At 62.1% G+C, this 23945-nt stretch carries 25 protein-coding genes and 1 pseudogene; 17 read left to right on the top strand and 9 right to left on the bottom strand.

The features are described 5' to 3' along the window. Positions 1–134: 134 nt before the first annotated feature. Genes lptB through CK486_RS11585 form a run of 5 tightly spaced genes read right to left on the bottom strand, consistent with a single transcriptional unit; the run spans position 135 to position 3465 of the window. Positions 135–860: an LPS export ABC transporter ATP-binding protein gene (gene lptB / locus CK486_RS11565; RefSeq protein ID WP_095940452.1), complete on the bottom strand. Its 726-nt coding sequence runs from the start codon at positions 858–860 to the stop codon at positions 135–137. After that, a complete protein-coding gene (gene lptA / locus CK486_RS11570) occupies positions 860–1399 on the bottom strand; it encodes a lipopolysaccharide transport periplasmic protein LptA (RefSeq protein ID WP_095940453.1) in 540 nt (179 codons plus the stop codon). The genes lptB and lptA overlap by 1 nt, the downstream gene beginning before the upstream one ends. Further along, positions 1386–1958 carry an LPS export ABC transporter periplasmic protein LptC gene (lptC, locus tag CK486_RS11575; RefSeq protein ID WP_095940454.1) on the bottom strand — a complete coding sequence of 191 codons (573 nt, stop codon included), beginning with the start codon at positions 1956–1958 and terminating at the stop codon, positions 1386–1388. Before lptC ends, lptA begins: the two co-directional genes overlap by 14 nt. Positions 1959–1966: 8 nt before the next feature. Then, positions 1967–2491, bottom strand: a complete 525-nt coding sequence (locus tag CK486_RS11580; protein WP_095940455.1) for an HAD family hydrolase — start codon at positions 2489–2491, stop codon at positions 1967–1969. Next, positions 2491–3465: a KpsF/GutQ family sugar-phosphate isomerase gene (locus CK486_RS11585; protein ID WP_095940456.1), complete on the bottom strand. Its 975-nt coding sequence runs from the start codon at positions 3463–3465 to the stop codon at positions 2491–2493. Before CK486_RS11585 ends, CK486_RS11580 begins: the two co-directional genes overlap by 1 nt. 200 nt (positions 3466–3665) lie before the next feature. Between CK486_RS11585 and CK486_RS11590 the strand changes: the two genes are divergently transcribed. The 10 genes from CK486_RS11590 (at position 3666) to hisC (ending at position 11549) form a co-directional block, all read left to right on the top strand. Next, positions 3666–4481 carry an ATP-binding cassette domain-containing protein gene (locus tag CK486_RS11590; protein WP_095940457.1) on the top strand — a complete coding sequence of 272 codons (816 nt, stop codon included), beginning with the start codon at positions 3666–3668 and terminating at the stop codon, positions 4479–4481. Further along, on the top strand, positions 4474–5271 hold the full coding sequence (gene mlaE / locus CK486_RS11595) for a lipid asymmetry maintenance ABC transporter permease subunit MlaE (RefSeq protein WP_095940458.1): 798 nt from the start codon (positions 4474–4476) through the stop codon (positions 5269–5271). Before CK486_RS11590 ends, mlaE begins: the two co-directional genes overlap by 8 nt. Beyond that, positions 5271–5741: an outer membrane lipid asymmetry maintenance protein MlaD gene (mlaD, locus tag CK486_RS11600; RefSeq protein WP_095940459.1), complete on the top strand. Its 471-nt coding sequence runs from the start codon at positions 5271–5273 to the stop codon at positions 5739–5741. Before mlaE ends, mlaD begins: the two co-directional genes overlap by 1 nt. 11 nt (positions 5742–5752) lie before the next feature. Then, positions 5753–6391 carry a phospholipid-binding protein MlaC gene (locus tag CK486_RS11605; RefSeq protein WP_095940460.1) on the top strand — a complete coding sequence of 213 codons (639 nt, stop codon included), beginning with the start codon at positions 5753–5755 and terminating at the stop codon, positions 6389–6391. Then, on the top strand, positions 6388–6693 hold the full coding sequence (locus CK486_RS11610; RefSeq protein WP_095940461.1) for a lipid asymmetry maintenance protein MlaB: 306 nt from the start codon (positions 6388–6390) through the stop codon (positions 6691–6693). The genes CK486_RS11605 and CK486_RS11610 overlap by 4 nt, the downstream gene beginning before the upstream one ends. A gap of 127 nt (positions 6694–6820) precedes the next feature. Next, complete coding sequence (locus tag CK486_RS11615) at positions 6821–7060, top strand: BolA family protein (RefSeq protein ID WP_095940462.1); 240 nt, start codon at positions 6821–6823, stop codon at positions 7058–7060. A 22-nt stretch (positions 7061–7082) separates the two neighbouring features. After that, on the top strand, positions 7083–8348 hold the full coding sequence (gene murA, locus CK486_RS11620) for a UDP-N-acetylglucosamine 1-carboxyvinyltransferase (protein WP_095940463.1): 1266 nt from the start codon (positions 7083–7085) through the stop codon (positions 8346–8348). 72 nt (positions 8349–8420) lie between these two features. Next, positions 8421–9056: an ATP phosphoribosyltransferase gene (hisG, locus tag CK486_RS11625; protein ID WP_095940464.1), complete on the top strand. Its 636-nt coding sequence runs from the start codon at positions 8421–8423 to the stop codon at positions 9054–9056. Between the two features lie 122 nt (positions 9057–9178). After that, a complete protein-coding gene (gene hisD / locus CK486_RS11630) occupies positions 9179–10489 on the top strand; it encodes a histidinol dehydrogenase (protein ID WP_095940465.1) in 1311 nt (436 codons plus the stop codon). 4 nt (positions 10490–10493) lie between these two features. After that, positions 10494–11549: a histidinol-phosphate transaminase gene (gene hisC / locus CK486_RS11635; protein WP_095940466.1), complete on the top strand. Its 1056-nt coding sequence runs from the start codon at positions 10494–10496 to the stop codon at positions 11547–11549. Between the two features lie 56 nt (positions 11550–11605). Here hisC and algW read toward each other — a convergent pair whose 3' ends face one another. Next, the gene (gene algW, locus CK486_RS11640; protein ID WP_095940467.1) at positions 11606–12757 is read right to left on the bottom strand and encodes a Do family serine endopeptidase AlgW; all 1152 of its coding nucleotides are present in this window, start codon (positions 12755–12757) and stop codon (positions 11606–11608) included. 109 nt (positions 12758–12866) lie between these two features. Between algW and CK486_RS11645 the strand changes: the two genes are divergently transcribed. From CK486_RS11645 to cysN, 3 genes are all read left to right on the top strand, one after another. Continuing rightward, on the top strand, positions 12867–13625 hold the full coding sequence (locus tag CK486_RS11645) for a Nif3-like dinuclear metal center hexameric protein (protein ID WP_095940468.1): 759 nt from the start codon (positions 12867–12869) through the stop codon (positions 13623–13625). A 118-nt stretch (positions 13626–13743) separates the two neighbouring features. Continuing rightward, complete coding sequence (gene cysD / locus CK486_RS11650) at positions 13744–14661, top strand: sulfate adenylyltransferase subunit CysD (protein WP_095940469.1); 918 nt, start codon at positions 13744–13746, stop codon at positions 14659–14661. A 12-nt stretch (positions 14662–14673) separates the two neighbouring features. Continuing rightward, positions 14674–16572: a sulfate adenylyltransferase subunit CysN gene (gene cysN, locus CK486_RS11655; RefSeq protein ID WP_095940470.1), complete on the top strand. Its 1899-nt coding sequence runs from the start codon at positions 14674–14676 to the stop codon at positions 16570–16572. Positions 16573–16644: 72 nt separating this feature from the next. Here cysN and CK486_RS11660 read toward each other — a convergent pair whose 3' ends face one another. Beyond that, positions 16645–17085 carry a YhcB family protein gene (locus CK486_RS11660; protein ID WP_095940471.1) on the bottom strand — a complete coding sequence of 147 codons (441 nt, stop codon included), beginning with the start codon at positions 17083–17085 and terminating at the stop codon, positions 16645–16647. Positions 17086–17191: 106 nt separating this feature from the next. Between CK486_RS11660 and CK486_RS11665 the strand changes: the two are divergent. The 3 genes and pseudogenes from CK486_RS11665 to zapE form a co-directional block, all read left to right on the top strand. Next, positions 17192–17842 (top strand): annotated as a pseudogene (locus tag CK486_RS11665) (alpha/beta hydrolase); the annotation flags it as partial. Between the two features lie 30 nt (positions 17843–17872). Further along, on the top strand, positions 17873–19219 hold the full coding sequence (locus tag CK486_RS11670) for a tryptophan--tRNA ligase (protein ID WP_095940473.1): 1347 nt from the start codon (positions 17873–17875) through the stop codon (positions 19217–19219). A gap of 85 nt (positions 19220–19304) precedes the next feature. Further along, positions 19305–20399, top strand: a complete 1095-nt coding sequence (zapE, locus tag CK486_RS11675; protein WP_095940474.1) for a cell division protein ZapE — start codon at positions 19305–19307, stop codon at positions 20397–20399. A 57-nt stretch (positions 20400–20456) separates the two neighbouring features. On the opposite strand, the gene CK486_RS11680 is transcribed toward zapE, so the two are convergent. Both CK486_RS11680 and CK486_RS11685 read right to left on the bottom strand, forming a co-directional pair. Then, positions 20457–21422, bottom strand: coding sequence for a hypothetical protein (locus CK486_RS11680; protein WP_095940475.1), 966 nt, complete (start codon positions 21420–21422; stop codon positions 20457–20459). A gap of 85 nt (positions 21423–21507) precedes the next feature. Then, on the bottom strand, positions 21508–22413 hold the full coding sequence (locus CK486_RS11685) for a GlxA family transcriptional regulator (RefSeq protein ID WP_176481701.1): 906 nt from the start codon (positions 22411–22413) through the stop codon (positions 21508–21510). 234 nt (positions 22414–22647) lie between these two features. Here CK486_RS11685 and CK486_RS11690 point away from each other — a divergent pair, with 234 nt between their 5' ends. Continuing rightward, positions 22648–23784, top strand: a complete 1137-nt coding sequence (locus CK486_RS11690) for an acyl-CoA dehydrogenase family protein (protein WP_095940477.1) — start codon at positions 22648–22650, stop codon at positions 23782–23784. Positions 23785–23945 lie beyond the last annotated feature (161 nt).

Raw genomic sequence — 23945 nt, forward strand, 5'->3', positions numbered from 1 at the left:
GCACCTTATCTGCTGGCGCTGTTGCGCCACCCACTACAGGACGCCGAGGCGCCGCCAATAAGCAAATTATATGCCTGATCTCGGCGGCTTTGCCTAGGCTTGACAACGTCCTTGTCGTGAAAAAGTGCCAGAGGCTACAGGCGGAATTCGTGACCCAGATAGACATCCTTGACCAGTTGGTTGGCAAGGATGGTTTCGGCATCGCCTTCGGCAATCAACTGGCCGTCATTCACAATGTAGGCGATTTCGCAGATGTCCAGCGTTTCGCGCACGTTGTGGTCGGTGATCAGTACGCCAATGCCCTTGGCCTTGAGGTGATGGATAATCTGCTTGATGTCGCCGACCGAGATCGGGTCGACACCGGCGAAGGGTTCGTCCAGCAGGATGAATTTCGGGTTGGTGGCCAGCGCACGGGCTATTTCCACGCGGCGGCGCTCGCCGCCAGACAGACTCATGCCCAGATTGTCGCGGATGTGGCTGATGTGAAATTCCTGCAGCAGGCCTTCCAGTGCCTGTAGGCGGCCGGCGCGGTCAAGGTCGTTGCGGGTCTCGAGAATGGCCATGATGTTGTCGGCCACCGACAGCTTGCGGAAGATCGAGGCTTCCTGTGGCAGGTAGCCGATGCCAGCACGGGCGCGGCCATGCATGGGCTGATGACTGAGATCGTTGTCGTCGATGCGCACACGGCCCTGATCGGCCTGTACCAGACCGACGATCATGTAGAAGCAGGTGGTCTTGCCGGCGCCGTTCGGGCCTAGCAGGCCGACGATCTGCCCGCTGTCGATGCTCAGGCTGACATCACGAACCACCTGTCGGCCTTTGTAGCTTTTGGCCAGGTGCTGGGCTTTCAGGGTGGCCATCAGGGTGCTGCCTGCTCGGTTTTCTTCTTCGGCTGGATGATCATGTCGATCCGTGGTCGCGGCGTGGAGACCTGTGCGCCGGTGGCGCGGCCGGCATTCACGATCTGGCGCTGGGTGTCATAGACGATCTTCTCGCCTTCGAAGGTGTTGCCTTCCTGGATCACCTTGGCCTGATCGATCAGCACGATGCGCTCATTGCTGGCGTAGTACTGGATGGTCAGACCGTAGGCCTTGACGATCTGCTTGTCGGCCGAGGGTTGCTGTTCGTAGTAGGCGGGCTTGCCAACCGCGGTGAAAACTTCCAGATCGCCTGCCTTGTTTTGCGTCAGGGTCACGGTGTCGCCGGTGATTTTCAGGCTGCCCTGAGTGATAACCACAGAACCGCGATAAACGGCTACGCCTTGCTTGTCATCGAGTTCGGCGCTGTCGGCCTGCACGCGAATAGGCTGATCGCGGTCGCTGGGCAGAGCCCAGCTGGTGGAGCTGGCAGCGGCCAGTCCGAGGCTGATCAGAAGGGGGAGGGGGTTAACGAACCTCATGCAGGCCTCTCACGTTGGACAGCAGGAGCATCCTGCCGTCTTGCAGATACGCTTTCATTCCCTTGGCGGTGGTAACACCGTCGGCCGTCGCAATTCTAACGGCTTGTGCCGTCTGCGCATATTCCTGCTCGGGGAATACGGTCATGCGACTGGTGGTAATCACGGTCGGGCGGTTTTTGGCGTCAGTACGGGCAATGCGCACTTCGTCGATCAGTTCGACTTCCTTGCCGCCGGGGGCGACTTCGCCGCTCAGGCTTTGCACATGCCAGGGGTAGGGGGTGCCACGAAACAGTTGCAGATCAGGCTGCTGGAGCAGGGTGACATCACGAGTCTTCAGGTGCTCAAGGCGCTTGGCCGTCATCTCGTAGCGCAGCTTTCCGTCTTCCTGATACTGGATGCTATAGGCATTTTCGACAAAGAAATCGATGTCTTGTGCTGTCTGGGTGTTGTTTTCCGGTGCCTGCATGAAGCTGTCCGGGCGGATATTCCAGTATCCGACGGCAATCAGCAGCAGGGCTGGAGCAGCAAAGATCAGCAGGAGGCGGAGAGGGCGTGGCATGCTGTTTCCTACAGGTAGGCGGCTTGCGCGGCGTCCAGGTTGCCCTGGGCGCGCAGGATCAGTTCGCAGAACTCGCGTGCCGCGCCCTCGCCGCCGCGGGCCTGGGTGACGCCATGGGCATGCTGACGCACGAAGCCGTCGGCGCTGGCGACAGCCATTCCCAGACCGACCCGGCGGATTACCGGCAGGTCGGGCAGGTCATCGCCGAGGTAGGCGACCTGTTCATAGTTCAGACCAAGTTCGGCCAGCAGGCCATCTAGGACCACCAGTTTGTCTTCGCGGCCCTGGAACAGGTGTTGGATGCCAAGATTCTGGGCGCGCCGCTCTACCACCGGGGTTTTGCGTCCGCTGATGATGGCGGTCTGCACACCGGAGGCAATCAGCATCTTGATGCCGTGGCCGTCGAGGGTGTTGAACGTCTTGAATTCACTGCCGTCTGGGAGGAAATACAGGCGGCCATCGGTCAGCACGCCGTCGACGTCGAAGATGGCCAGTTTGACGGCGCGGGCGCGCTGCAGCAGTTCGTTGCTCATCAGAGGACTCCGGCGCGCAGCAGGTCGTGCATGTTCAGGGCGCCCACCGGGCGATCCTCGCGGTCGACCACGACCAGTGCATTGATCTTGTGGTCTTCCATGATTTTCAGTGCTTCGGCAGCCAGCATGTCCGGGCGGGCGGTCTTGCCATGCACGGTCATGACGTCGTCGATCAGGCAGTTATGGATATCCAGTCCCTTGTCCAGGGTGCGGCGCAGGTCTCCGTCGGTGAAGATGCCGGCCAAACGGCCATCGTTCTCTTCGATAACGGTCATGCCCAGCCCCTTGCGGGTCATTTCCAGCAGCGCTTCGCGCAGGCTGGTGCCGCGTTTGATCAGTGGCAGGCGCTCGCCGGCGTGCATGATGTTTTCTACTTTCAGCAGAAGGCGTCGACCGAGGGCGCCACCCGGGTGGGAGAAGGCGAAGTCTTCGGCGGTAAAACCGCGCGCCTCCAGCAGGGCGATGGCCAGGGCGTCGCCGAGCACCAGGCTGGCCGTGGTGGACGAGGTCGGCGCCAGATTCAGCGGGCAGGCTTCCTGCTCGACGCGGGCGTCGAGGTTGACTTCGGCGGCCTGGGCTAGTGGGGAGGCGGGGTTGCCCGTCATGCTGATCAGTGCAATGCCAAGGCGTTTGATCAGTGGCAGCAGGGTAACGATTTCAGCGGTGCTGCCGGAATTGGACAGAGCCAGGATCACATCGTCGCGGGTGATCATGCCCATGTCGCCATGGCTGGCTTCGGCCGGGTGGACGAAAAACGCCGGTGTCCCGGTGCTGGCCAGAGTGGCCGCAATCTTGTTGCCGATATGCCCGGATTTGCCCATGCCGACCACCACCACGCGGCCGCGGCTGTTGAGGATCAGCTGGCAGGCTTTCTCGAAGTCGCCATCAATGCGCTGCAGCAGGGCCTCGATGGCCTGCAGCTCAAGGCGGATGGTGCGCTCGGCGGATTGTTTCAGGTCGGCGGGCTGGCCCATGGTGCTCATGACTGATCAGGTAAAACGCCGAGTATACCGTCTTCGGGGGAAGTGCTCACCTGTCAGCAGTTGTCGCAGTTGCCTTGGGCAGTGCCTGGTGGCGATGGTATATTGCGCCGCTTATTGCTGCCCGTGCCTAACGGGTGCCTTGCTGCAAGGTGCTGGCGTCAACGAGGGAGGACGGTATGCAAGGAGAACAGATGAGTGCCGGTAACGACAACGCGGTCGAACTGAAGGGCGTCACCTTCAGGCGTGGCGAGCGCAATATTTTCGATAACGTGGATATCGTCATTCCGCGCGGCAAGGTCACCGGCATCATGGGGCCCTCCGGTTGTGGCAAGACCACGCTGCTGAGGCTGATTGCTGCCCAGCTCAAGCCCGCGTCGGGCGAAGTGTGGGTCAATGGCCGCAATCTGCCTCAGCTGTCGCGCAGTGAGCTGTTTGACATGCGCAAGCAGTTTGGCGTGCTGTTTCAGAGCGGCGCCCTGTTTACTGATCTCGATGTGTTCGAGAACGTTGCCTTCCCTTTGCGCGTGCACACTGCGCTGCCGGAAGAAATGATTCGCGACATTGTCCTGATGAAGCTGCAGGCCGTTGGCCTGCGTGGCGCCGTCGAGCTGATGCCTGATGAGCTGTCCGGTGGCATGAAACGCCGCGTTGCGCTGGCGCGAGCCATTGCTCTGGATCCGCAGATTCTGATGTATGACGAGCCCTTCGTTGGTCAGGACCCGATCGCTATGGGTGTGCTGGTGCGTCTGATTCGCCTGCTCAACGATGCGCTGGGGATTACCAGTATCGTGGTTTCCCATGATCTGGCGGAAACCGCCAGCATCGCCGATTACCTGTATGTCGTAGGAGATTCCCAGGTGCTGGGTCACGGCACCCCGGATGAATTGATGAACTCCGCTAATCCCCGTATCCGCCAGTTTATGCAGGGTATTCCGGATGGCCCGGTGCCTTTCCATTTCCCGGCGCCGGACTACCGCGAGCAGTTGCTCGGAGGTAGCGATGCGTAAGCGCTCGTTGCTGGAACAGGTTCGTTTGCTGGGCGCCAGTGGTCTGGCTCTGGTCGGAGCGCTCGGGCGTTCGACGATCTTTCTCGTACATGCCCTGGGCGGGCGCAGTGGTACGCGCAACGGTTTCCAGTTGCTGATCAAGCAGCTGTTTGCCGTTGGTGTGCTGTCGCTGCCGATTATCGTGGTGTCCGGCCTTTTCATCGGCATGGTGCTGGCCCTGCAGGGCTACAACATTCTGGTCGACTACGGTTCCGAGCAGGCAGTGGGGCAGATGGTTGCCCTGACTCTGCTGCGCGAGTTGGGGCCGGTTGTGACTGGTTTGCTGTTTGCCGGTCGTGCCGGCTCGGCGCTGACGGCCGAGATTGGCAACATGAAGTCCACTGAGCAGATTTCCTCGCTGGAAATGATCGGTGTCGACCCGCTCAAGTACATTATCGCGCCACGCCTGTGGGCCGGTTTCATCTCCATGCCGCTGCTGGCTGCAATCTTCAGTGTGGTTGGCATCTGGGGTGGCGCGATGGTCGCGGTGGACTGGCTGGGCGTATATGACGGCTCGTTCTGGGCGAACATGCAGAACAGCGTCGAGTTCTACGAGGATGTCCTCAATGGCGTGATCAAGAGCGTGGTGTTTGCCTTCGTGGTGACCTGGATTGCGGTATTCCAGGGCTTCGACTGCGAGCCCACCTCGGAAGGTATCAGCCATGCCACTACCCGGACCGTGGTCTATGCCTCGCTGGCAGTGCTGGGTCTGGACTTCATTCTGACTGCCCTGATGTTTGGAGATTTCTGATGCAAATCCGCACCCTGGAGATTGGTGTCGGCCTGTTCCTGCTGGCCGGACTGCTGGCTCTGCTGCTGCTGGCCCTGCGGGTCAGTGGTCTGTCGGTATCCAGTGCCGGTGAGACCTACAAGGTCTACGCCAACTTCGACAATATTGCCGGTCTGACCGTGCGCGCCAAGGTCACCATGGCCGGTGTGACCATCGGCAAGGTCTCGGCGATTGATCTGGATCGCGACAGCTACACCGGTCGGGTCACCATGGATATCGAGAAGCAGGTCAACAACCTGCCGATCGACTCGACGGCATCGATCCTGACTGCTGGCCTGCTGGGTGAGAAGTACATCGGCATCAGCGTGGGTGGCGAGGAGGAGGTGCTGGCTGACGGCGGGCAGATTTCCGATACCCAGTCGGCGCTGGTGCTGGAAGACCTGATCGGCAAGTTCCTGCTGAACTCGGTCAATAAAGAAGAAAGCAAGTGAGGTATTTTTTCATGTTGAAGACATTGCGTCGTAGTCTGCTGGCGCTGCTGGCCGTATTCCCGCTGATGGCGGTGGCCATGCCCAGTGCCCAGCAGGTGGTGCAGCAGACTACCGACAGCCTGCTGGCTGACCTCAAGGCCAACAAGGCGGGTTACAAGAGCAATCCGCAGGCGTTCTACGATTCGCTGGAGCGTATTCTTGGTCCGGTGGTGGACTCCGAGGGCATTGCCAAGGGCGTGATGACCGTCAAATTCACCCGCAAGGCCACGCCTGAGCAGATCAAGCGTTTCGAGCAGGAGTTCAAACGCAGCCTCATGCAGTTCTATGGCAATGCGCTGCTAGAATATGACAATCAGACCATTCGCGTGCTGCCGGCCGCCGGCAAGGTTGATCCGGCGCGTACCAGCATCAACATGGAAATCGTTGATCAGAAGGGTGTGGTTTACCCGATCTCCTACACCATGGTCAGTCAGGCCGATGGCTGGAAAATGCGCAACGTAATCATCAATGGCATCAATATCGGCAAGCTGTTCCGTGACCAGTTTGCCGACAGCATGCAGCGCAATGGCAATGATCTGGAAAAGACCATCGCCGGTTGGGCTGACGTGGTTGCCAAGGCCAAGCAGACCGCTCAGGCCGACGCGCAATGAGCGAGGCGAGCCTGACGCTGTCTGCCGATGGCGTTCTGAGCCTGGTCGGAGTGCTGGACTATCGCAGTGCTCCGGCTTTGCGCGAGCAGGGGCGGAAGCAGATATCCGGTTGCGTGCAGTCTGGTCTGCTGCTCGACTGCGCCGGTGTGAGCAAGTCGTCGAGCGTCGGATTGGCTCTGGTGCTGGCTTTCATGCGTGATGCCCGGGGCGTCGGCAAGCAGCTGGCGCTGCGCAATCTGCCCGAAGACATGCGCGAGATCGCTCAGGTCTCCGGTCTGGGTGATCTGCTGCTGCAGGCCTGATGGCGGCATAGCCCTCCGTCAGCGAACACCTGTGCAGGGTTCGCAGAGCGGGGGGTTTTTTGTATGATGGCCGGCTCGCGAGCGCTTGCTCGCACTTGAATTCCCGTTCGCCATTGTGAGGTTGAGCATGCAGGCGCTTGAAGTGAAGAGCTTTCTGGAAGCCAAGATGGCGGATGTACAGGTTGAGGTGGAGGGCGAGGGCTGTAATTTCCAGCTCAACCTGATCAGCGATGAGCTGCTGGCATTGAGCCCGGTGAAGCGTCAGCAACAGGTTTACGCGCACCTCAATCCGTGGATCGCCGATGGCAGCATTCACGCCGTGACCATGAAATTCTTCAGCCGTGCCGCCTGGGCCGAGCGTTCCTGAGCCTGCGGGCGACGAGAGAGATATGGACAAACTGATTATTTCCGGTGGACAGCCTCTCGAAGGTGAGATCCGCATTTCCGGCGCGAAAAACGCTGCCCTGCCGATCCTCGCGGCCACCCTGCTGGCCGATGAGCCGGTCACCGTGTGCAACCTGCCGCACCTGCACGACATCACCACCATGATCGAGCTGTTCGGTCGCATGGGCGTGCAGCCGGTGATCGACGAAAAACTCAGCGTCGAAGTCGATGCGCGCACCATCAAGACCCTGGTCGCGCCTTACGAGCTGGTCAAGACCATGCGCGCTTCGATTCTGGTGCTCGGTCCGATGGTTGCCCGTTTCGGTGAGGCTGAAGTAGCGCTGCCCGGCGGTTGCGCCATCGGCTCGCGTCCGGTTGACCTGCACATCCGTGGTCTGGAAGCCATGGGCGCGAAGATCGACGTGGAAGGTGGCTACATCAAGGCCAAGGCGCCGGAAGGCGGTCTGCGTGGTGCGCACTTCTTCTTCGACACCGTCAGTGTGACCGGTACCGAGAACATCATGATGGCCGCTGCGCTGGCCAAGGGCCGCAGCGTGCTGGAAAACGCCGCGCGCGAGCCGGAAGTGGTCGACCTGGCCAACTGCCTGATCGCCATGGGCGCCAAAATTCAGGGTGCCGGTACCGATACCATCACCATCGATGGCGTCGAGCGTCTGCATGGCGCCCGCTACAGCGTGATGCCGGATCGTATCGAAACCGGTACCTACCTGGTGGCGGCTGCCGCCACCGGTGGCAAGGTCAAGCTCAAGGATACCGATCCGACCATCCTTGAGGCGGTGCTGGCCAAGCTGCAGGAAGCCGGTGCGGAAGTCACCACCGGTGACGACTGGATTGCCCTGGACATGCACGGCAAGCGCCCGAAGGCGGTCAACCTGCGCACCGCCCCGTACCCGGCGTTCCCGACCGACATGCAGGCGCAGTTCATTGCGCTCAATGCCATTGCCGAAGGCACTGGCACGGTGATCGAGACGATCTTCGAGAACCGCTTCATGCATGTTTACGAGATGAGCCGCATGGGTGCCCATGTGCAAATCGAGGGCAACACTGCCATCGTTACCGGTGTGCCGGCCCTCAAGGCTGCACCGGTGATGGCCACCGACCTGCGCGCGTCAGCCAGTCTGGTGATCGCGGCACTGGTGGCCGAAGGTGACACCCTGATCGACCGCATCTACCACATCGACCGTGGTTACGAGTGCATCGAAGAGAAACTCCAGCTGCTCGGCGCCAAAATCCGCCGCGTGCCGGGTTAAGGTCAGGCTGCGTAACCTGCTGTCTGCCCGCCAGCCCGAGAGGGCTGGCGCCTGTTCTAAGGAAATTGCGTCATGCTGACCATTGCCCTGTCCAAAGGCCGTATCCTCGATGACACCCTGCCGCTGCTCGCGGCGGCCGGTATCGTGCCGACCGAGAATCCGGACAAGAGCCGCAAGCTGATCATCCCCACCACTCAGGAAGATGTACGTCTGCTGATCGTGCGTGCCACTGACGTGCCGACCTACGTCGAGCATGGCGCCGCCGACCTGGGTGTGGCCGGCAAGGATGTCCTGATGGAGTACGGTGGTCAGGGACTGTATGAGCCGCTGGACCTGAAGATTGCCAACTGCAAGCTGATGACTGCGGGCAAGGTTGGTGCGCCGGAGCCCAAGGGCCGTCTGCGTGTGGCCACCAAGTTCGTCAATGTGGCCAAGGCGTTCTATGCCCAGCAGGGGCGTCAGGTCGACATCATCAAGTTGTACGGTTCCATGGAGCTGGCGCCGCTGGTCGGCCTGGCCGACAAGATCATCGATGTGGTCGACACCGGCAACACCCTGCGCGCCAATGGTCTGGAACCGCAGGAAATGATCGCTACCATCAGTTCGCGCCTGATCGTCAACAAGGCCTCCATGAAGATGCAACATGCCCGCATCCAGGCTCTGATCGAGACCTTGCGCGAAGCCGTTGAGGCGCATCAGCACGCCTGATTGAGTCCGCGACAACAGGTCGCGGAAGCCTATCCGCGTCATAGCCAGAATTGTCAGGTGTCCGCGCGGTCCGGCTGTTAGTCTACGGACACCTGAGCAATCGCCAAATCAAGAGGCCCGCTATGACCGCTCCTATCGCTATCCGTCGTCTCAATGCCGCTGACCAGGACTTCGCGCGTCATCTGGATCATCTGCTGAGCTGGGAAAGCGTGTCTGACGACGCGGTCAACCAGCGCGTGCTGGACATCATCAGGGCGGTACGCGAGCGCGGTGACGCCGCCGTGGTCGAATTCAGTCAGCGTTTCGACGGCGTGACAGCCACCAGCATGGCCGACCTGATCCTGCCGCGTGAGCGTCTGGAGCTGGCGCTGACCCGTATTACTCCGGAGCAGCGCACGGCGCTGGAAAAGGCCGCCGAGCGTGTGCGTCTGTACCACGAGCGGCAGAAACAGGACTCCTGGACCTACACCGAGGCTGACGGCACCGTGCTGGGCCAGCAGGTCACTCCTCTGGACCGCGCCGGTCTGTATGTGCCTGGCGGCAAGGCGGCCTATCCGTCCTCCGTGCTGATGAACGCGATTCCGGCCAAGGTCGCCGGCGTGGCCGAGGTGGTGATGGTGGTGCCGACTCCGCGCGGCGAACTGAATGAGATCGTTCTGGCAGCCGCCTGTGTGGCTGGCGTCGACCGCGTGTTCACCATCGGCGGTGCCCAGGCGGTTGCCGCACTGGCTTACGGCACCGAGAGCGTGCCGCAGGTGGACAAGATCGTCGGGCCGGGCAACATCTATGTGGCCACAGCCAAGCGTCACGTATTCGGTCAGGTTGGCATCGACATGATCGCCGGACCTTCGGAGATTCTCGTGGTCTGCGATGGCCAGACCGATCCGGACTGGATTGCCATGGACCTGTTCTCCCAGGCCGAACACGACGAGGATGCCCAGGCCATTCTGGTCAGCCCGGATGGTGAGTTCCTCGACAAGGTGGCTGCCAGCATCGCCAGGCTGCTGCCGACCATGGAGCGCGCCGAGATCATCCGTACCTCGATTGAAGGCCGCGGTGCGCTGATCCAGGTGACTGATATGGCACAGGCCATGGTGGTGGCCAACCGTATTGCGCCCGAGCACCTGGAATTGTCGGTTGCCGATCCCGAACAGTGGCTGCCGCAGATTCGTCATGCCGGTGCGATCTTCATGGGGCGTTACACCGCCGAGGCGCTGGGCGACTACTGCGCCGGGCCGAACCACGTGCTGCCGACCTCCGGCACCGCGCGCTTCTCTTCCCCGCTGGGTGTGTATGACTTCCAGAAGCGTTCGTCGATCATCTTCTGCTCGGCCGATGGCGCCTCCGAACTGGGCAAGACTGCCTCGGTGCTGGCGCGCGGCGAGTCGCTGACCGCCCACGCGCGCAGCGCCGAATACCGGATCAAGGGGTAACGGCATGAGCAAATTCTGGAGCCCCTTCGTCAAGGACCTGGTGCCCTACGTGCCGGGTGAGCAGCCCAAGCTGGCCAAGCTGGTCAAGCTCAACACCAACGAGAACCCCTATGGCCCGTCGCCCAAGGCGATTGCGGCCATGCAGGCCGAGGTGAATGACAGCCTGCGTCTGTACCCGGACCCTAACAGTGACCGCCTGAAGCAGGCCGTGGCCGATTACTACGGCGTGAGCGCGGCGCAGGTGTTTGTCGGCAACGGCTCCGACGAAGTGCTGGCGCATGCCTTCCATGGTCTGTTTCAGCACGGCAAACCGCTGCTGTTCCCCGACGTCACCTACAGCTTCTACCCGGTGTACTGCGGCCTGTACGGCATTCCGTTCGAGACGGTCGCTCTGGATGAGCAGTTCCAGATTCGCGTAGAGGATTATGCGCGTCCCAATGGCGGCATCATCTTCCCCAATCCCAATGCACCGACCGGTTGCGTTCTGGGGCTGGCGGCCATCGAACAGTTGCTGCAGGCCAACCCGGATACCGTGGTGCTGGTGGACGAGGCCTACATCGACTTCGGCGGCGAGACGGCGATCAAGCTGGTCGACCGCTATCCGAACCTGCTGGTGAGCCAGACTCTGTCCAAGTCGCGCTCGCTGGCCGGCTTGCGTGTCGGAATCGCGGTTGGTCATCCCGACCTGATCGAAGCACTGGAGCGGATCAAGAACAGCTTCAACTCCTATCCGCTGGATCGCATGGCCATCGCCGGTGCGGCGGCTGCGTTCGAGGACCGCGCCTATTTCGAACAGACCTGCCAGCAGGTGATTGCCAGCCGCGAGTCGGTGGTTGCCGGGCTGACGGCGCTGGGCTTTGAGGTGCTGCCCTCAAAGGCCAACTTCGTCTTTGCCCGTCACCCGGGCAAGGATGCGGCGGGCCTGGCGGCCGGCCTGCGCGAGCAGGGCGTGATCGTGCGCCACTTCAAGCAGGCACGCATTGCCCAGTTCCTGCGCATCACCATCGGTACGCCGGAGCAGAATCAGGCCTTGCTGGACGCACTCAAGCCTCTGGTTTGAAGCCGGGCTGAATGAAAAAAGGCACCTCCGGGTGCCTTTTTTCATGCTCGCACGCTTTACTGCGGACTGGCCGGATTGCTCGGCGGCCTGGCGCCTACCTCGGCGTTGAGGGTGATGACCGCGCCATTGCGCAGCACCTCAAGGGCAATCTGCTGGCCGGGCTTGTTGCGCGCGACCTGGTTCATTGAGCGGCGGCCATCGCCGGCTTCCTCGCCGTCGATGGTGAGGATCACGTCGCCCAGCTGCAGGCCGGCCTTCTGCGCCGGACCTTCGCGGTAGAGGCCGGCGACCACGATTCCGGGGCGGCCTTCCAGACCGAAGGATTCGGCAAGCTCAGGTGTCAGCGGTTGCACCTCGATGCCCAGCCAGCCGCGGATGACCCGGCCGTGCTCGATGATCGCCTGCATCACATCCATCGCCAGCTGGGTGGGAATGGCGAAGCCAATGCCCTGGGATCCGCCGGACTTGGAGAAGATCGCGGTGTTGATGCCGATCAGGCTGCCATAGGCATCCACCAGCGCGCCACCGGAGTTGCCCGGGTTGATCGCGGCGTCGGTCTGGATGAAGTCCTCGTAGGTGTTCAGGCCCAGGCGATTGCGGCCCTTGGCGCTGATGATGCCGAGGGTGACGGTCTGGCCGACGCCGAAGGGGTTGCCGATGGCCAGTGCGACATCGCCGATGCGGATCTTCTCCGAGCGGCCCAGTGTCATCGCCGGCAGGTCCTTGAGATCGATCTTCAGCACAGCCAGATCGGTTTCCGGGTCGGTACCCACCACGCGGGCGAGGGTTTCGCGACCATCCTTGAGCGCCACGACGATCTGGTCGGCGCCATCGATCACATGGTTGTTGGTCAGCAGGTAGCCTTCCGGGCTCATGATCACCGCCGAGCCGAGGCTGGATTCCATGCGCTGCTGGCGCGGCAGGTTGTCGCCGAAGAAACGTCTGAACAGCGGATCGGCAAACAGCGGATGCACAGGCTTGCTGACCAGTTTGGTGGTGTAGAGGTTGGCAACCGCCGGCGCGGCATTGTTCACCGCGTCGGCATAGGACACCGGGCCCTGCATGCCGGGCTGGTACTGCGGTGCCTGGCGCAGATGCACCGAGTTGTTCGGCAGGCCGACCCATTGAGGGAACTGCTGGATGATCAGCAGTGCCAGCAGCAGGCCGGCAGCCAGGGGCCAGCCATAGAGTCGCAGGGCCTTGGGCATGGGAAATCCTTGGGGTTGTCGGAGCCGGCATGGCCCCTTAAGGTGGCGGCCATTATAGAGACTGCGTGGGCGCGCAACAGCGTCCATGATGCAAGATGAGGAGACGAAAATGGCGATTGCCCTGCGCGCCCTGGTGGAAGAGGCGGACCGTTACCTGAATGCCGCGCGTATCCAGGACTACTGCCCCAACGGTCTGCAGGTCGAAGGCCGGCCCCAGGTGCGCCGCATCGTCAGTGGCGTGACTGCCAGCCAGGCGCTGATTGATGCCGCCATCGAGGCCGGGGCTGATGTGCTGCTGGTTCATCATGGTTATTTCTGGAAGGGCGAGGATGCCTGTATCACAGGCATGAAGCAGCGCCGCCTGAAGGCGCTGCTGAACCATGACCTGAGCCTTCTGGCCTACCACCTGCCGCTGGATGTGCACCCCGAAGTGGGTAACAACGTACAGCTGGCCGCGCAGCTGGGCATCGAAGTCGAGGGTGAACTCGAACCCGGTAATCCGCGCACTGTCGGGCTGGTCGGCTCCCTGTCCGAGCCGATGCTGGCCAGCGACTTTGCCCGGCATGTGCAGGGGGTGCTCGGCCGAGAGCCGCTGCTGATCGACGGTGCGCGCACCGTGCGCCGCATCGGCTGGTGCACGGGTGGTGGCCAGAGCTACATCGATCAGGCGATTGCCGCCGGGGTCGATCTGTTCCTCAGTGGTGAGGCCTCCGAGCAGACCTTCCACAGCGCCCGGGAAAACGGCATCAGTTTCATCGCCGCCGGGCACCATGCCACCGAGCGTTACGGGGTACAGGCGCTGGGCGAATATCTGGCCCGGCGCTTTGCCCTGGAGCATCTGTTTATCGACTGCCCCAACCCGATTTGATGGGTATATAAGCAGATCGTTTTGATCTAAGTGGCGGCCTGATTAGAAGAGGGTGCTGTGGTAGAGTGCGCCCTCGTCCACGGCCCGCCGGCCGTTATCCTGTATTTCGAGAGTAGCCATGCTCGACAAACTGACGCACCTGAAACAGCTAGAGGCGGAAAGCATCCACATCATTCGTGAAGTGGCCGCCGAATTCGACAACCCGGTGATGCTGTACTCCATCGGTAAAGATTCCGCCGTGATGCTGCACCTGGCGCGCAAGGCGTTCTTCCCCGGCAAGCTGCCGTTCCCGGTGCTGCACGTGGATACCCGCTGGAAGTTCCAGGAGATGTACCGCTTCCGCGAGAAGATGGTCAACGAGTACGGCCTCGACCTGCTCACCCACATCAACCCGGATGGCGTGGCGCAGGACATGAACCCCTTCACCTACGGCAGTGCCAAGCACACCGACGTGATGAAGACCGAGGGCCTCAAGCAGGCGCTGGACAAGTACGGCTTTGACGCCGCCTTCGGTGGCGCGCGCCGCGATGAAGAGAAATCCCGCGCCAAGGAGCGCGTGTATTCCTTCCGCGACAGCAAGCACCGCTGGGACCCGAAGAACCAGCGTCCCGAGCTGTGGAACATTTACAACGGCAAGGTGAAGAAGGGCGAGTCGATCCGCGTCTTCCCGCTGTCCAACTGGACCGAGCTGGACATCTGGCAGTACATCTATCTGGAACAGATCCCGATCGTGCCGCTGTACTTCGCCGCCGAGCGCGACGTCATCGAGAAGAACGGCACGCTGATCATGATCGACGACGATCGTATCCTCGAGCACCTCACGGACGAAGAGAAAGCCCGGATCACCAAGAAGATGGTGCGTTTCCGTACCCTCGGCTGCTACCCGCTGACCGGCGCGGTGGAGTCCACGGCGACCACGCTGACCGACATCATCCAGGAAATGCTCCTGACCAAGACCAGCGAGCGCCAAGGGCGGGTCATCGACCACGACCAGGCCGGCTCGATGGAAGAAAAGAAACGTCAGGGCTACTTCTAAGGATTCCGCATCATGAGCCATCAATCCGATCTGATCAGCCAGGACATCGTTGCCTACCTGGCTCAGCACGAACGCAAAGAGCTGCTGCGCTTCCTCACCTGCGGCAACGTCGATGACGGCAAGAGCACCCTGATCGGGCGCCTGCTGCACGACACCAAGATGATCTACGAAGACCATCTTGAAGCCATCACCAAGGACTCCAAGAAGGTCGGCACCACCGGTGACGAAGTCGATCTGGCGCTGCTGGTGGACGGTCTGCAGGCCGAACGCGAGCAGGGCATCACCATCGACGTGGCGTACCGCTACTTCAGTACCGCCAAGCGCAAGTTCATCATTGCCGATACCCCCGGCCATGAGCAGTACACCCGCAACATGGCGACCGGTGCCTCCACCTGCGACCTGGCGATCATCCTGATCGACGCGCGCTATGGTGTGCAGACCCAGACCAAGCGCCACAGCTACATCGCCAGCCTGCTGGGCATCAAGCACATCGTCGTGGCCATCAACAAGATGGACCTCAAGGGCTTCGATCAGGGCGTATTCGAGCAGATCAAGGCTGACTATCTGAAGTTTGCCGAAGGTATCGCGCTCAAGCCGACCTCGCTGCACTTCGTGCCGATGTCCGCGCTCAAGGGCGACAACGTGGTGAACAAGAGCGAGCAGTCGCCCTGGTACACGGGTCAGTCGCTGATGGAAATCCTCGAGACTGTGGAAGTTGCCGGCGACCGTAATTTCGACGACCTGCGCTTCCCGGTGCAGTACGTCAACCGTCCGAACCTGAACTTTCGTGGCTTCGCCGGTACCCTGGCCAGCGGTATCGTGCGCAAGGGCGACGAAGTCGTGGCTCTGCCGTCGGGCAAGGGCAGCAAGGTCAAGTCCATCGTCACCTTTGAGGGTGAGCTGGAGCAGGCCGGTCCGGGCCAGGCCGTCACCCTGACCCTGGAAGACGAGATCGACGTCTCGCGCGGCGACATGCTGGTGCATGCCGACAACCGTCCGCTGGTCACCGACAGCTTCGACGCCATGCTGGTGTGGATGGCCGAGGAGCCGATGCTGCCGGGCAAGAAGTACGACATCAAGCGCGCCACCAGCTACGTGCCGGGCTCGATCCCGAGCATCGTCCACCGCGTCGACGTCAACACTCTGGAGCAGGGGGCGGCCAGCAGCCTGCAGCTGAACGAGATCGGCCGGGTCAAGGTCGCTCTGGATGCGCCGATTGCCCTCGATGGCTACGAGCACAACCGCACCACCGGTGCCTTCATCGTTATCGACCGTCTGACCAACGGCACCGTCGGTGCCGGCATGATCATCGCCGATCCGGTTGGTGCTCAGGGCGGCGGCCACCACGGCAAGCTGGCCCACGTCTCCACCGAGGAGCGTGCCACCCGCTTCGGTCAGCAGCCGGCCACCGTGCTGTTCTCGGGCCTCTCCGGCGCCGGCAAGAGCACCCTGGCCTATGCCGTGGAGCGCAAGCTGTTCGACATGGGCCGCGCCGTGTACGTGCTGGATGGCCAGAACCTGCGTCATGACCTGAACAAGGGCCTGCCGCAGGACCGTGCCGGGCGCACCGAAAACTGGCGGCGTGCGGCGCACGTGGCGCGTCAGTTCAACGAAGCCGGCCTGCTGACCCTGGCCGCCTTTGTGGCGCCGGATGCCGAAGGCCGCGAGCAGGCCAAGGCGCTGATCGGCAACGAGCGTCTGCTCACCGTCTACGTCCAGGCTTCGCCGGCCGTGTGCCGCGAGCGCGATCCGCAAGGTCTGTATGCCGCCGGTGGTGACAACATTCCGGGCGAGTCCTTCCCCTACGACGTGCCGCTGGATGCCGATCTGGTGATCGACACCCAGAGCCTGTCGGTGGAAGAGGGCGTCAAGCAGGTGCTCGACCTGCTGCGCAGCCGCGGCGCGATCTGATCGCCGCACGCTGCCCGATGCAGCATGAAAAAAGCCCCGCAGTGCGGGGCTTTTTCCTGTCTGGCGTTGTATTCAGACCTTGGGCTTCAGGCCGAAGGTCTCATCCAGCATGCCGGGGCCATCGTCGACCTTCGGCGCGTAGTCCTTGGGTGGCAGAGTGCTTTTCGGCGGCGTCAGGCGCTCGCGCGGCGCGTTGGCTTCCTCGGCCTGCAGGGCGGCGAGCAGGCGCTGGCGGGTCGGTTCGTCCAGGGCCAGACGGCCGGCGCCCTGAGCCAGATGATCCTGCACGTCGTGGTAGCTCTGGTTCATTTTTTTCAACAGGCTGGCGCTGGTGTTGAAGTGGGTGACCACTTCACTCTGGTAGCTGTCGAAGCGTTCTTTAAGCTCGTCGAGGTCGCGCTGGGTGCGTGAGGGCGCGGCGTTGGGGACGGTGCGGGCAATGATGAAGCCGATGACAATCCCGACGATCAGGGCGAGGGCTGGCATGAGCCAGGGGGTGAGCGACTGTTCCACGAATCCTTCCTCTGTAGGCGGCTTTGCTTTACGTTAACGGCTCAAAACCGCGCTGTATACCGCGATGCAAGCCTGCTTGTGCTAATCCAAGACGTATCGGCCCGCCCCAGGGTCACGGAGTATCCCGTTGTTAGTTCGTGAAACGCCCATTTCGCTGGAAGGCCCGTGCGGGCCGCTGGAAGCCCTGTATTTGCCTGTCGAGGGTGCCAGGGGCATGGCGCTGCTGTGTCACCCCAACCCGGTACAGGGCGGCACCATGCTCAACAAGGTCATCTCGACCCTGCAGCGCACGGCCCGCGATGCCGGTTACAGCACGCTGCGCTTCAACTATCGCGGGGTCGGTGCCAGTGCCGGTGTGCATGACATGGCTCAGGGCGAGGTGGATGATGCGGCTGCGGCGGCGCAGTGGCTGCGTGAGCAGCATCCCGATCTGCCGCTGACGCTGCTGGGTTTTTCCTTCGGCGGCTTTGTCGCCGCCTGCCTGGCCGGGCGGCTGGAGCAGCAGGGCGTGGCGGTCGAGCGGCTGTTAATGGTGGCGCCGGCTGTATCGCGTTTGCCTGCCGACACGCCGCTGGCACAGCAGGCTGCTCTGACTCTGATTCAGCCGGAGCATGATGAGGTTATAGACCCGGCGCAGGTGTATGCCTGGTCGCAGGCGCTGCCCCGTGCCCATGAGCTGCTGAAAGTGGCAGAATGCGGCCACTTTTTTCACGGCAAGCTGGTCGAGCTCAAAGAGCTCGTTCTGCCGCGCCTCTGATCCCGATTGCAGTCTGACAAGCGACCCGCCATGACCACCCGCATTCTTACCGGCATCACCACCACAGGCACTCCCCATCTGGGCAACTACGCCGGCGCCATTCGCCCGGCCATTGTGGCCAGCCGTGCGGCCGACGCCGACTCGTTCTACTTCCTGGCCGACTACCATGCGCTGATCAAGTGCGACGACCCGGCACGCATCCAGCGTTCGCGCCTGGAGATCGCCGCCACCTGGCTGGCGCTGGGGCTGGATACCGACAAGGCGACCTTCTATCGCCAGTCCGACATTCCCGAGATTCCGGAGTTGTGCTGGCTGCTCACCTGCGTTGCCGGCAAGGGCCTGCTCAACCGCGCTCACGCCTACAAGGCCTCGGTGGACAAGAACGTCGAGGCCGGCGAAGACCCGGATGCCGGCGTGACCATGGGCCTGTTCAGCTACCCGGTACTGATGGCGGCGGACATTCTCATGTTCAACGCGCACAAGGTGCCGGTCGGCCGCGACCAGATTCAGCACGTGGAAATGGCGCGTGACATCGGCCAGCGCTTCAACCACCTGTTCGGCCAGGGCCGTGAGCTGTTCACCCTGCCCGAGGCGGTGATCGAGGAAGAGGTGGCGACTCTGCCCGGCCTCGATGGTCGCAAGATGAGCAAGAGCTACGACAACACCATCCCGTTGTTCGGTACGGCCAAGCAGCTGAAGGATGCCATTGCCCGCATCGTGACCGACTCCAGGCTGCCGGGCGAACCCAAGGATGCCGACGGCTCGCACCTGTTCACCCTGTACCAGGCCTTTGCCAGCCAGGCACAGCAGGCCGAGTTCAAGGCTGAGCTGGAAGGTGGTCTGGCCTGGGGCGAGGCGAAGAACCGTCTGTACCAACTGCTGGAAAATGAGCTGGGCGAGGCGCGCGAGCGCTACAACACGCTGATCGCCCGGCCGGTGGATCTTGAAGATATTCTTCTGGCCGGTGCGGCCAAGGCCCGCAGGATCGCCACGCCGTTCCTCGGCGAGCTGCGCGAGGCGGTCGGTCTGCGCTCGTTCCGCGAGCAGGTACAGGTGGCCGGCGGCGAGAAGAAGAAGGCGGCCAAGGCTGCGCGCTTCGTCAGCTTCCGCGACGAAGACGGCAGCTTCCGCTTCCGTCTGCTGGATGCGGCCGGTGAGCAGTTACTGCTGTCGGTCGCTTTCGCCGATGGCAAGGCTGCCGGTCAGGTCAACAAGCGCCTGCAGTCGGGCGAGGCGCTGGATGTGCGCGAGCAGGGTGCCGGCTTTGCCGTGTGGCTGGATGGTGCCTGTGTCGCGGAGAGTCCGGCCTTTGCCGATGCTGCTGCCCGTGAGGCTGCCATTGCCCGCCTGCGCGAGGCGCTGACGCCGCAGGAATAAGCACCGCCAGACCACTGGCGGATTGCCAAGCAACGGGGGCGTCGCTAAAGTGACGCCCCCGTTTTTACTTGCCCGGCTAACGAATATGACTCCGCTCGAGCGCTATCAGGCCGATCTCAAACGGCCGGACTTCTTCCACGATGCGGCCCAGGAAAATGCCGTCCGGCATCTGCAGCGTCTTTATGACGACCTGGTGGCCAGCTCCCAGGCCGGCACTGGCCTGCTTGGCAAACTGTTTGGCAAGAAGCGCCAGGGGCCGGTCAAGGGCGTCTATTTCTGGGGCGGCGTGGGCCGCGGCAAGACCTATCTGGTCGACACCTTCTTCGATGCCCTGCCGTTCGAGCAGAAAATGCGCACGCACTTTCACCGCTTCATGAAGCGTGTGCACGAGGAAATGAAGACCCTCAAGGGCGAAAAGAACCCGCTGACCATCATCGGCAAGCGCTTCGCTGACGAGGCGCGGGTGATCTGCTTCGATGAGTTCTTCGTCAGCGACATCACCGACGCGATGATCCTTGCCACCCTGCTCGACGAGCTGTTCAAGAACGGCGTGAGTCTGGTAGCGACCTCCAATATCGTGCCGGACGGCCTGTACAAGGACGGTCTGCAGCGCGCGCGTTTCCTGCCGGCCATTGAGTTGCTCAAGCAGCACACCGAGATCGTCAACGTCGACAGTGGCGTGGATTACCGTCTGCGGGCCCTGGAACAGGCCGAACTGTTCCACTGGCCGCTGGATGCCGAGGCCGAGGTCAGCCTGGACAAGAGCTTCCGCAGCCTGCTGCCGGAGCACTGCACGGTGGAAGAGAACAAGACGCTGATGATCGAGAACCGCGCGATCATGGCGCGCAAGGAAGGCGATGATGTCGCCTGGTTCGAGTTCCGCGAGCTGTGCGACGGCCCGCGCAGCCAGAACGACTACATCGAGCTGGGCAAGATCTACCACGCGGTGATTCTGGCCAACGTCGAGCAGATGGGCGTGGCCAAGGACGACATGGCGCGGCGTTTCATCAACCTGGTGGACGAGTTCTACGACCGCAACGTCAAGCTGATCATCTCCGCCGAGGTGGAGTTGAAGGATCTGTACACCGGCGGGCGCCTGAGCTTCGAGTTCCAGCGCACCCTCAGTCGTTTGCTGGAGATGCAGTCTCACGAGTTTCTCTCGCGTCCGCACAAGCCGTAATGCGAGCGGAAATGAAAAAGGGCAGCCAATGGGCTGCCCTTTTTGCTGTGTGCCGGCTTAGTTGCTGGCCAGCTGCGCCTGATACTGCTTGAGCAGCTTCTGGGCGTGGGCCACTTCCAGGGCTTCCATGGCGTTGATCGGCTTGATCGATACGGCCTTCTGCAGGTGCTGCAGGGCTTTCTCTTCCTCGTCATCTCCATACACGTAGCCGAGGGCGTTGGCGTACTCATAGTGACCGATCGGCAGATCATCCTTGGCGCGGAACGAGCGACCGAAGTACTGCTCCATCTTGTCGGCGCTGACGCCGTAGGTCATGCGCCCGACCATCGAGCCGACCTTGCGGATCACACCGGCTTCGTAGCCGCCGTAGAGGGCCAGGGCGAACGGCTGGTTGGGCTGCTTGGCCAGCAGGGCATCGAGCTCCTTGGGAATCTGGCTGGTATAGCCGCGCTTGAGAACTACCGGCACCGACAGCTCTTCACCCAGGCGGGCCTTGGCATAGACGCGGCCGAACTGGGCGGCGACGTCAGCCTGCACCAGGTCGCCGGCCTTGTCGGTGTAGTCGATGACTTCTTCCAGCAGGCGGTGCTTCTCCTGCTGATTGCTTTCCATGAACAGGGCGTAGATCACCTGGGAGAACATCGCCGGAATCTGCCCGCCCACGCCAAGCTTGAGGCCGTCAGCCTTGGCTTTGGCGAAATCGCCGCGGAAGGTGCTGCGCCAGACATCCTGCAGCTTGGCGGCATAGATCTCGGCTTCTTCCGGCTTGCCGGTAAAACCGGTGCCGCCGGCCACCGTCATTTCCAGAGCCTTGGGGTACTTTGTGGCCATGGTGACGATGTAATCGGCATCCGGGAACGGATAGTTGGGGCCGAAGCCGCGGGTCAGTTGCGGCCAGGCCTGGCGCAGCTTGTCGCCCGAGTAGTCGTAGGCCTTCTGGTCCAGCGGGAAGGGCTTCCAGTTGTCGTTGGCGTGGGCAGCCAGGCTGCAGGTGGCGAGCAGGGCAAAGAGGGTGCGGCGCATGACGGTAACCTGTTCTTGTAGTTGTCGGGCAATCCCCGGAGGGTTGCGCCGATCATAGGGGCGTCTGCGCCTGGTCCAACCCATCCTAGGGATGGGCGTCCTTCTGCCGGTACTGCTGGCGGTACTGGTTGGGTGACAGTTGGGTGTGCTGGCGAAACAGGCGGGCGAAGAAACTGGCGTCGTCGTAACCCACTTCGTAGCTGATGGTCTTGATGCTCTTGCGGGTCGATGAGAGCAGGCTCTTGGCGGTTTCGATGCGCAGGCGCTGCAGGTAATGCAGTGGCTTGTCGCCGGTGGCGCTCTGGAAGCGGCGCATGAAGTTGCGGATGCTCATGCCGTGCTCGCGGGCGACGTCCTCGAAGCGGAACTTGTCGGCGAAGTGCTCTTCGAGCCACTGCTGGATCTGCAGGATGCTGACATCGCGGTGCAGCTTCTGGCCGCCAAAGCCGATCCGGCCCGGGGTGTAGCTGCGTTGCACTTCATAGAGGGTGTCGCGTGCCACTGCCTGGGCCACAGCGGCGCCACAGTAGCGTTCGATCAGGTAGATATACAGGTCGCAGGCCGAGGTCACGCCGCCGGCGCTGAACAGGTTGTCGGCATCGGCCAGGTGCTTGTCCTGGTTGAGCAGCACCTTGGGGAAGCGTTGCTCGAACTCCTTGAAGAAGCGCCAGTATGTGGTCGCTTCCTTGCCATCCAGCAGGCCGGCCTCGGCCATCCAGAACACGCCGGTGGCTTCGCCGCAGATGGCGCTGCCGGCCGCGTGGCGCTGGCGCAGCCAGGCTGCGATTTGCGGGTAGCGTTGCACGAGCAGGTCAAAGTCGCCCCAGAAGGCCGGCAGGATGATGATGTCTGACTCATCCAGAGCGCCGTCGACGGCGATGCTGACGCCGCTGAAGCTGTTGACCGGCAGGCCGTCAGGGCTGACCAGGCGGATCTCGAACTGCGGCGTCAGACCCTGCCCCTGGAGCTTGCCAAAGCGCAGGCTGGCCATGTGAAAGAAGTCCTTGGCCTGCATCAGGGTAGAGGCAAACACGCAGTCGGTAGCCAGGATGCTGATGCGACGCAGAGCGGATGTCGGAGCCATGATTTTATTTTTATAAGGGTAAAGTGGTCAGGTGACGGCTGGATCGTCTTATTTTTTGGCGCATGTGTCCAGTGTTGACCAAGCGATTGCTTGGTTAAAGTCGGTGGCCATACTTCACAAGTCCGCTTATCAGGTGTCGTCATGATCCCCAGAACACTGTTCAGCTCCGATCACGAACTCTTTCGCGACAGCGTGCGCAAGTTCCTTGAACAAGAGGCTGTGCCATTTCATCCCCAGTGGGAAAAAGACGGGCACATCGACCGGGCCTTGTGGAACAAGGCAGGTGAGGCCGGGATGCTCTGTTCGCATATCCCTGAGGAGTACGGCGGCATGGGCGCCGATTTCCTCTACAGCGCCGTGGTGATTGAGGAAATCGGTCGTCTGGGGCTGACCGGTATCGGTTTTTCCCTGCATTCGGACATCGTCGCGCCCTACATCCTTCATTACGGTTCCGAGGCGCAGAAGCAGAAATACCTGCCAAAACTGGTCACCGGCGAGCTGGTCACTGCCATCGCTATGACAGAGCCGGGGGCTGGCTCCGATCTGCAGGGCGTGAAAACCACAGCCGTGCTGGATGGCGACGAGTACGTGATCAACGGCTCGAAGACCTTCATCACCAACGGCTGGCTGGCCGATCTGGTGATCGTTGTAGCAAAGACGGATCCTAAGGCCGGCGCCAAAGGCACCAGTCTGTTCCTGGTCGAGGCCGGTACACCGGGTTTCTCCAAGGGCAAGCGCCTGGAAAAGGTCGGTATGAAGGCGCAGGACACCTCCGAGCTGTTCTTCCAGGATGTGCGGGTGCCCAAGGAAAACCTGCTGGGGCAGCCTGGCATGGGCTTCGCCTACCTGATGCAGGAGTTGCCGCAGGAGCGCCTTACCGTGGGTATCGGCGCGCTGGCCAACGCCGAGGCGGCGCTGAAATGGACTCTGGACTACACCCGTGAGCGCAAAGCCTTCGGCAAGTCCGTGGCGGACTTCCAGAACACCCGCTTCAAACTGGCCGAGATGGCGACCGAGATCCAGATCGGGCGGGTGTTCGTTGACCGTTGCCTGGAGCTGCACCTGAACAAGAAGCTGGATGTGCCGACGGCGGCCATGCTCAAGTACTGGGGTACCGACCTGCAGTGCAAGGTGCTGGATGAGTGCGTGCAACTGCATGGCGGTTACGGCTACATGTGGGAGTACCCGGTGGCGCGTGCCTGGGCGGATGCGCGGGTGCAGCGCATTTATGCGGGTACCAACGAAATCATGAAGGAAATCATCGCCCGCTCGCTCTGAGGCGAGCCTGTGCGGACAGGTTTAGTGCCTGTTCGCACAGATTGCGGTTGAATAATTTCTGCCAATCGGCATAATGCCGCGTCTTTCCCGACGAGGATGCCTAGCTCGAACGGAAAGAACCCTCGATGGGAATGCCTAGCCTGTCGAACCCCCCGCCGTAG

It is taken from the genome of Pseudomonas sp. HAR-UPW-AIA-41 (assembly GCF_002304225.1).
Lineage (GTDB): Bacteria > Pseudomonadota > Gammaproteobacteria > Pseudomonadales > Pseudomonadaceae > Aquipseudomonas.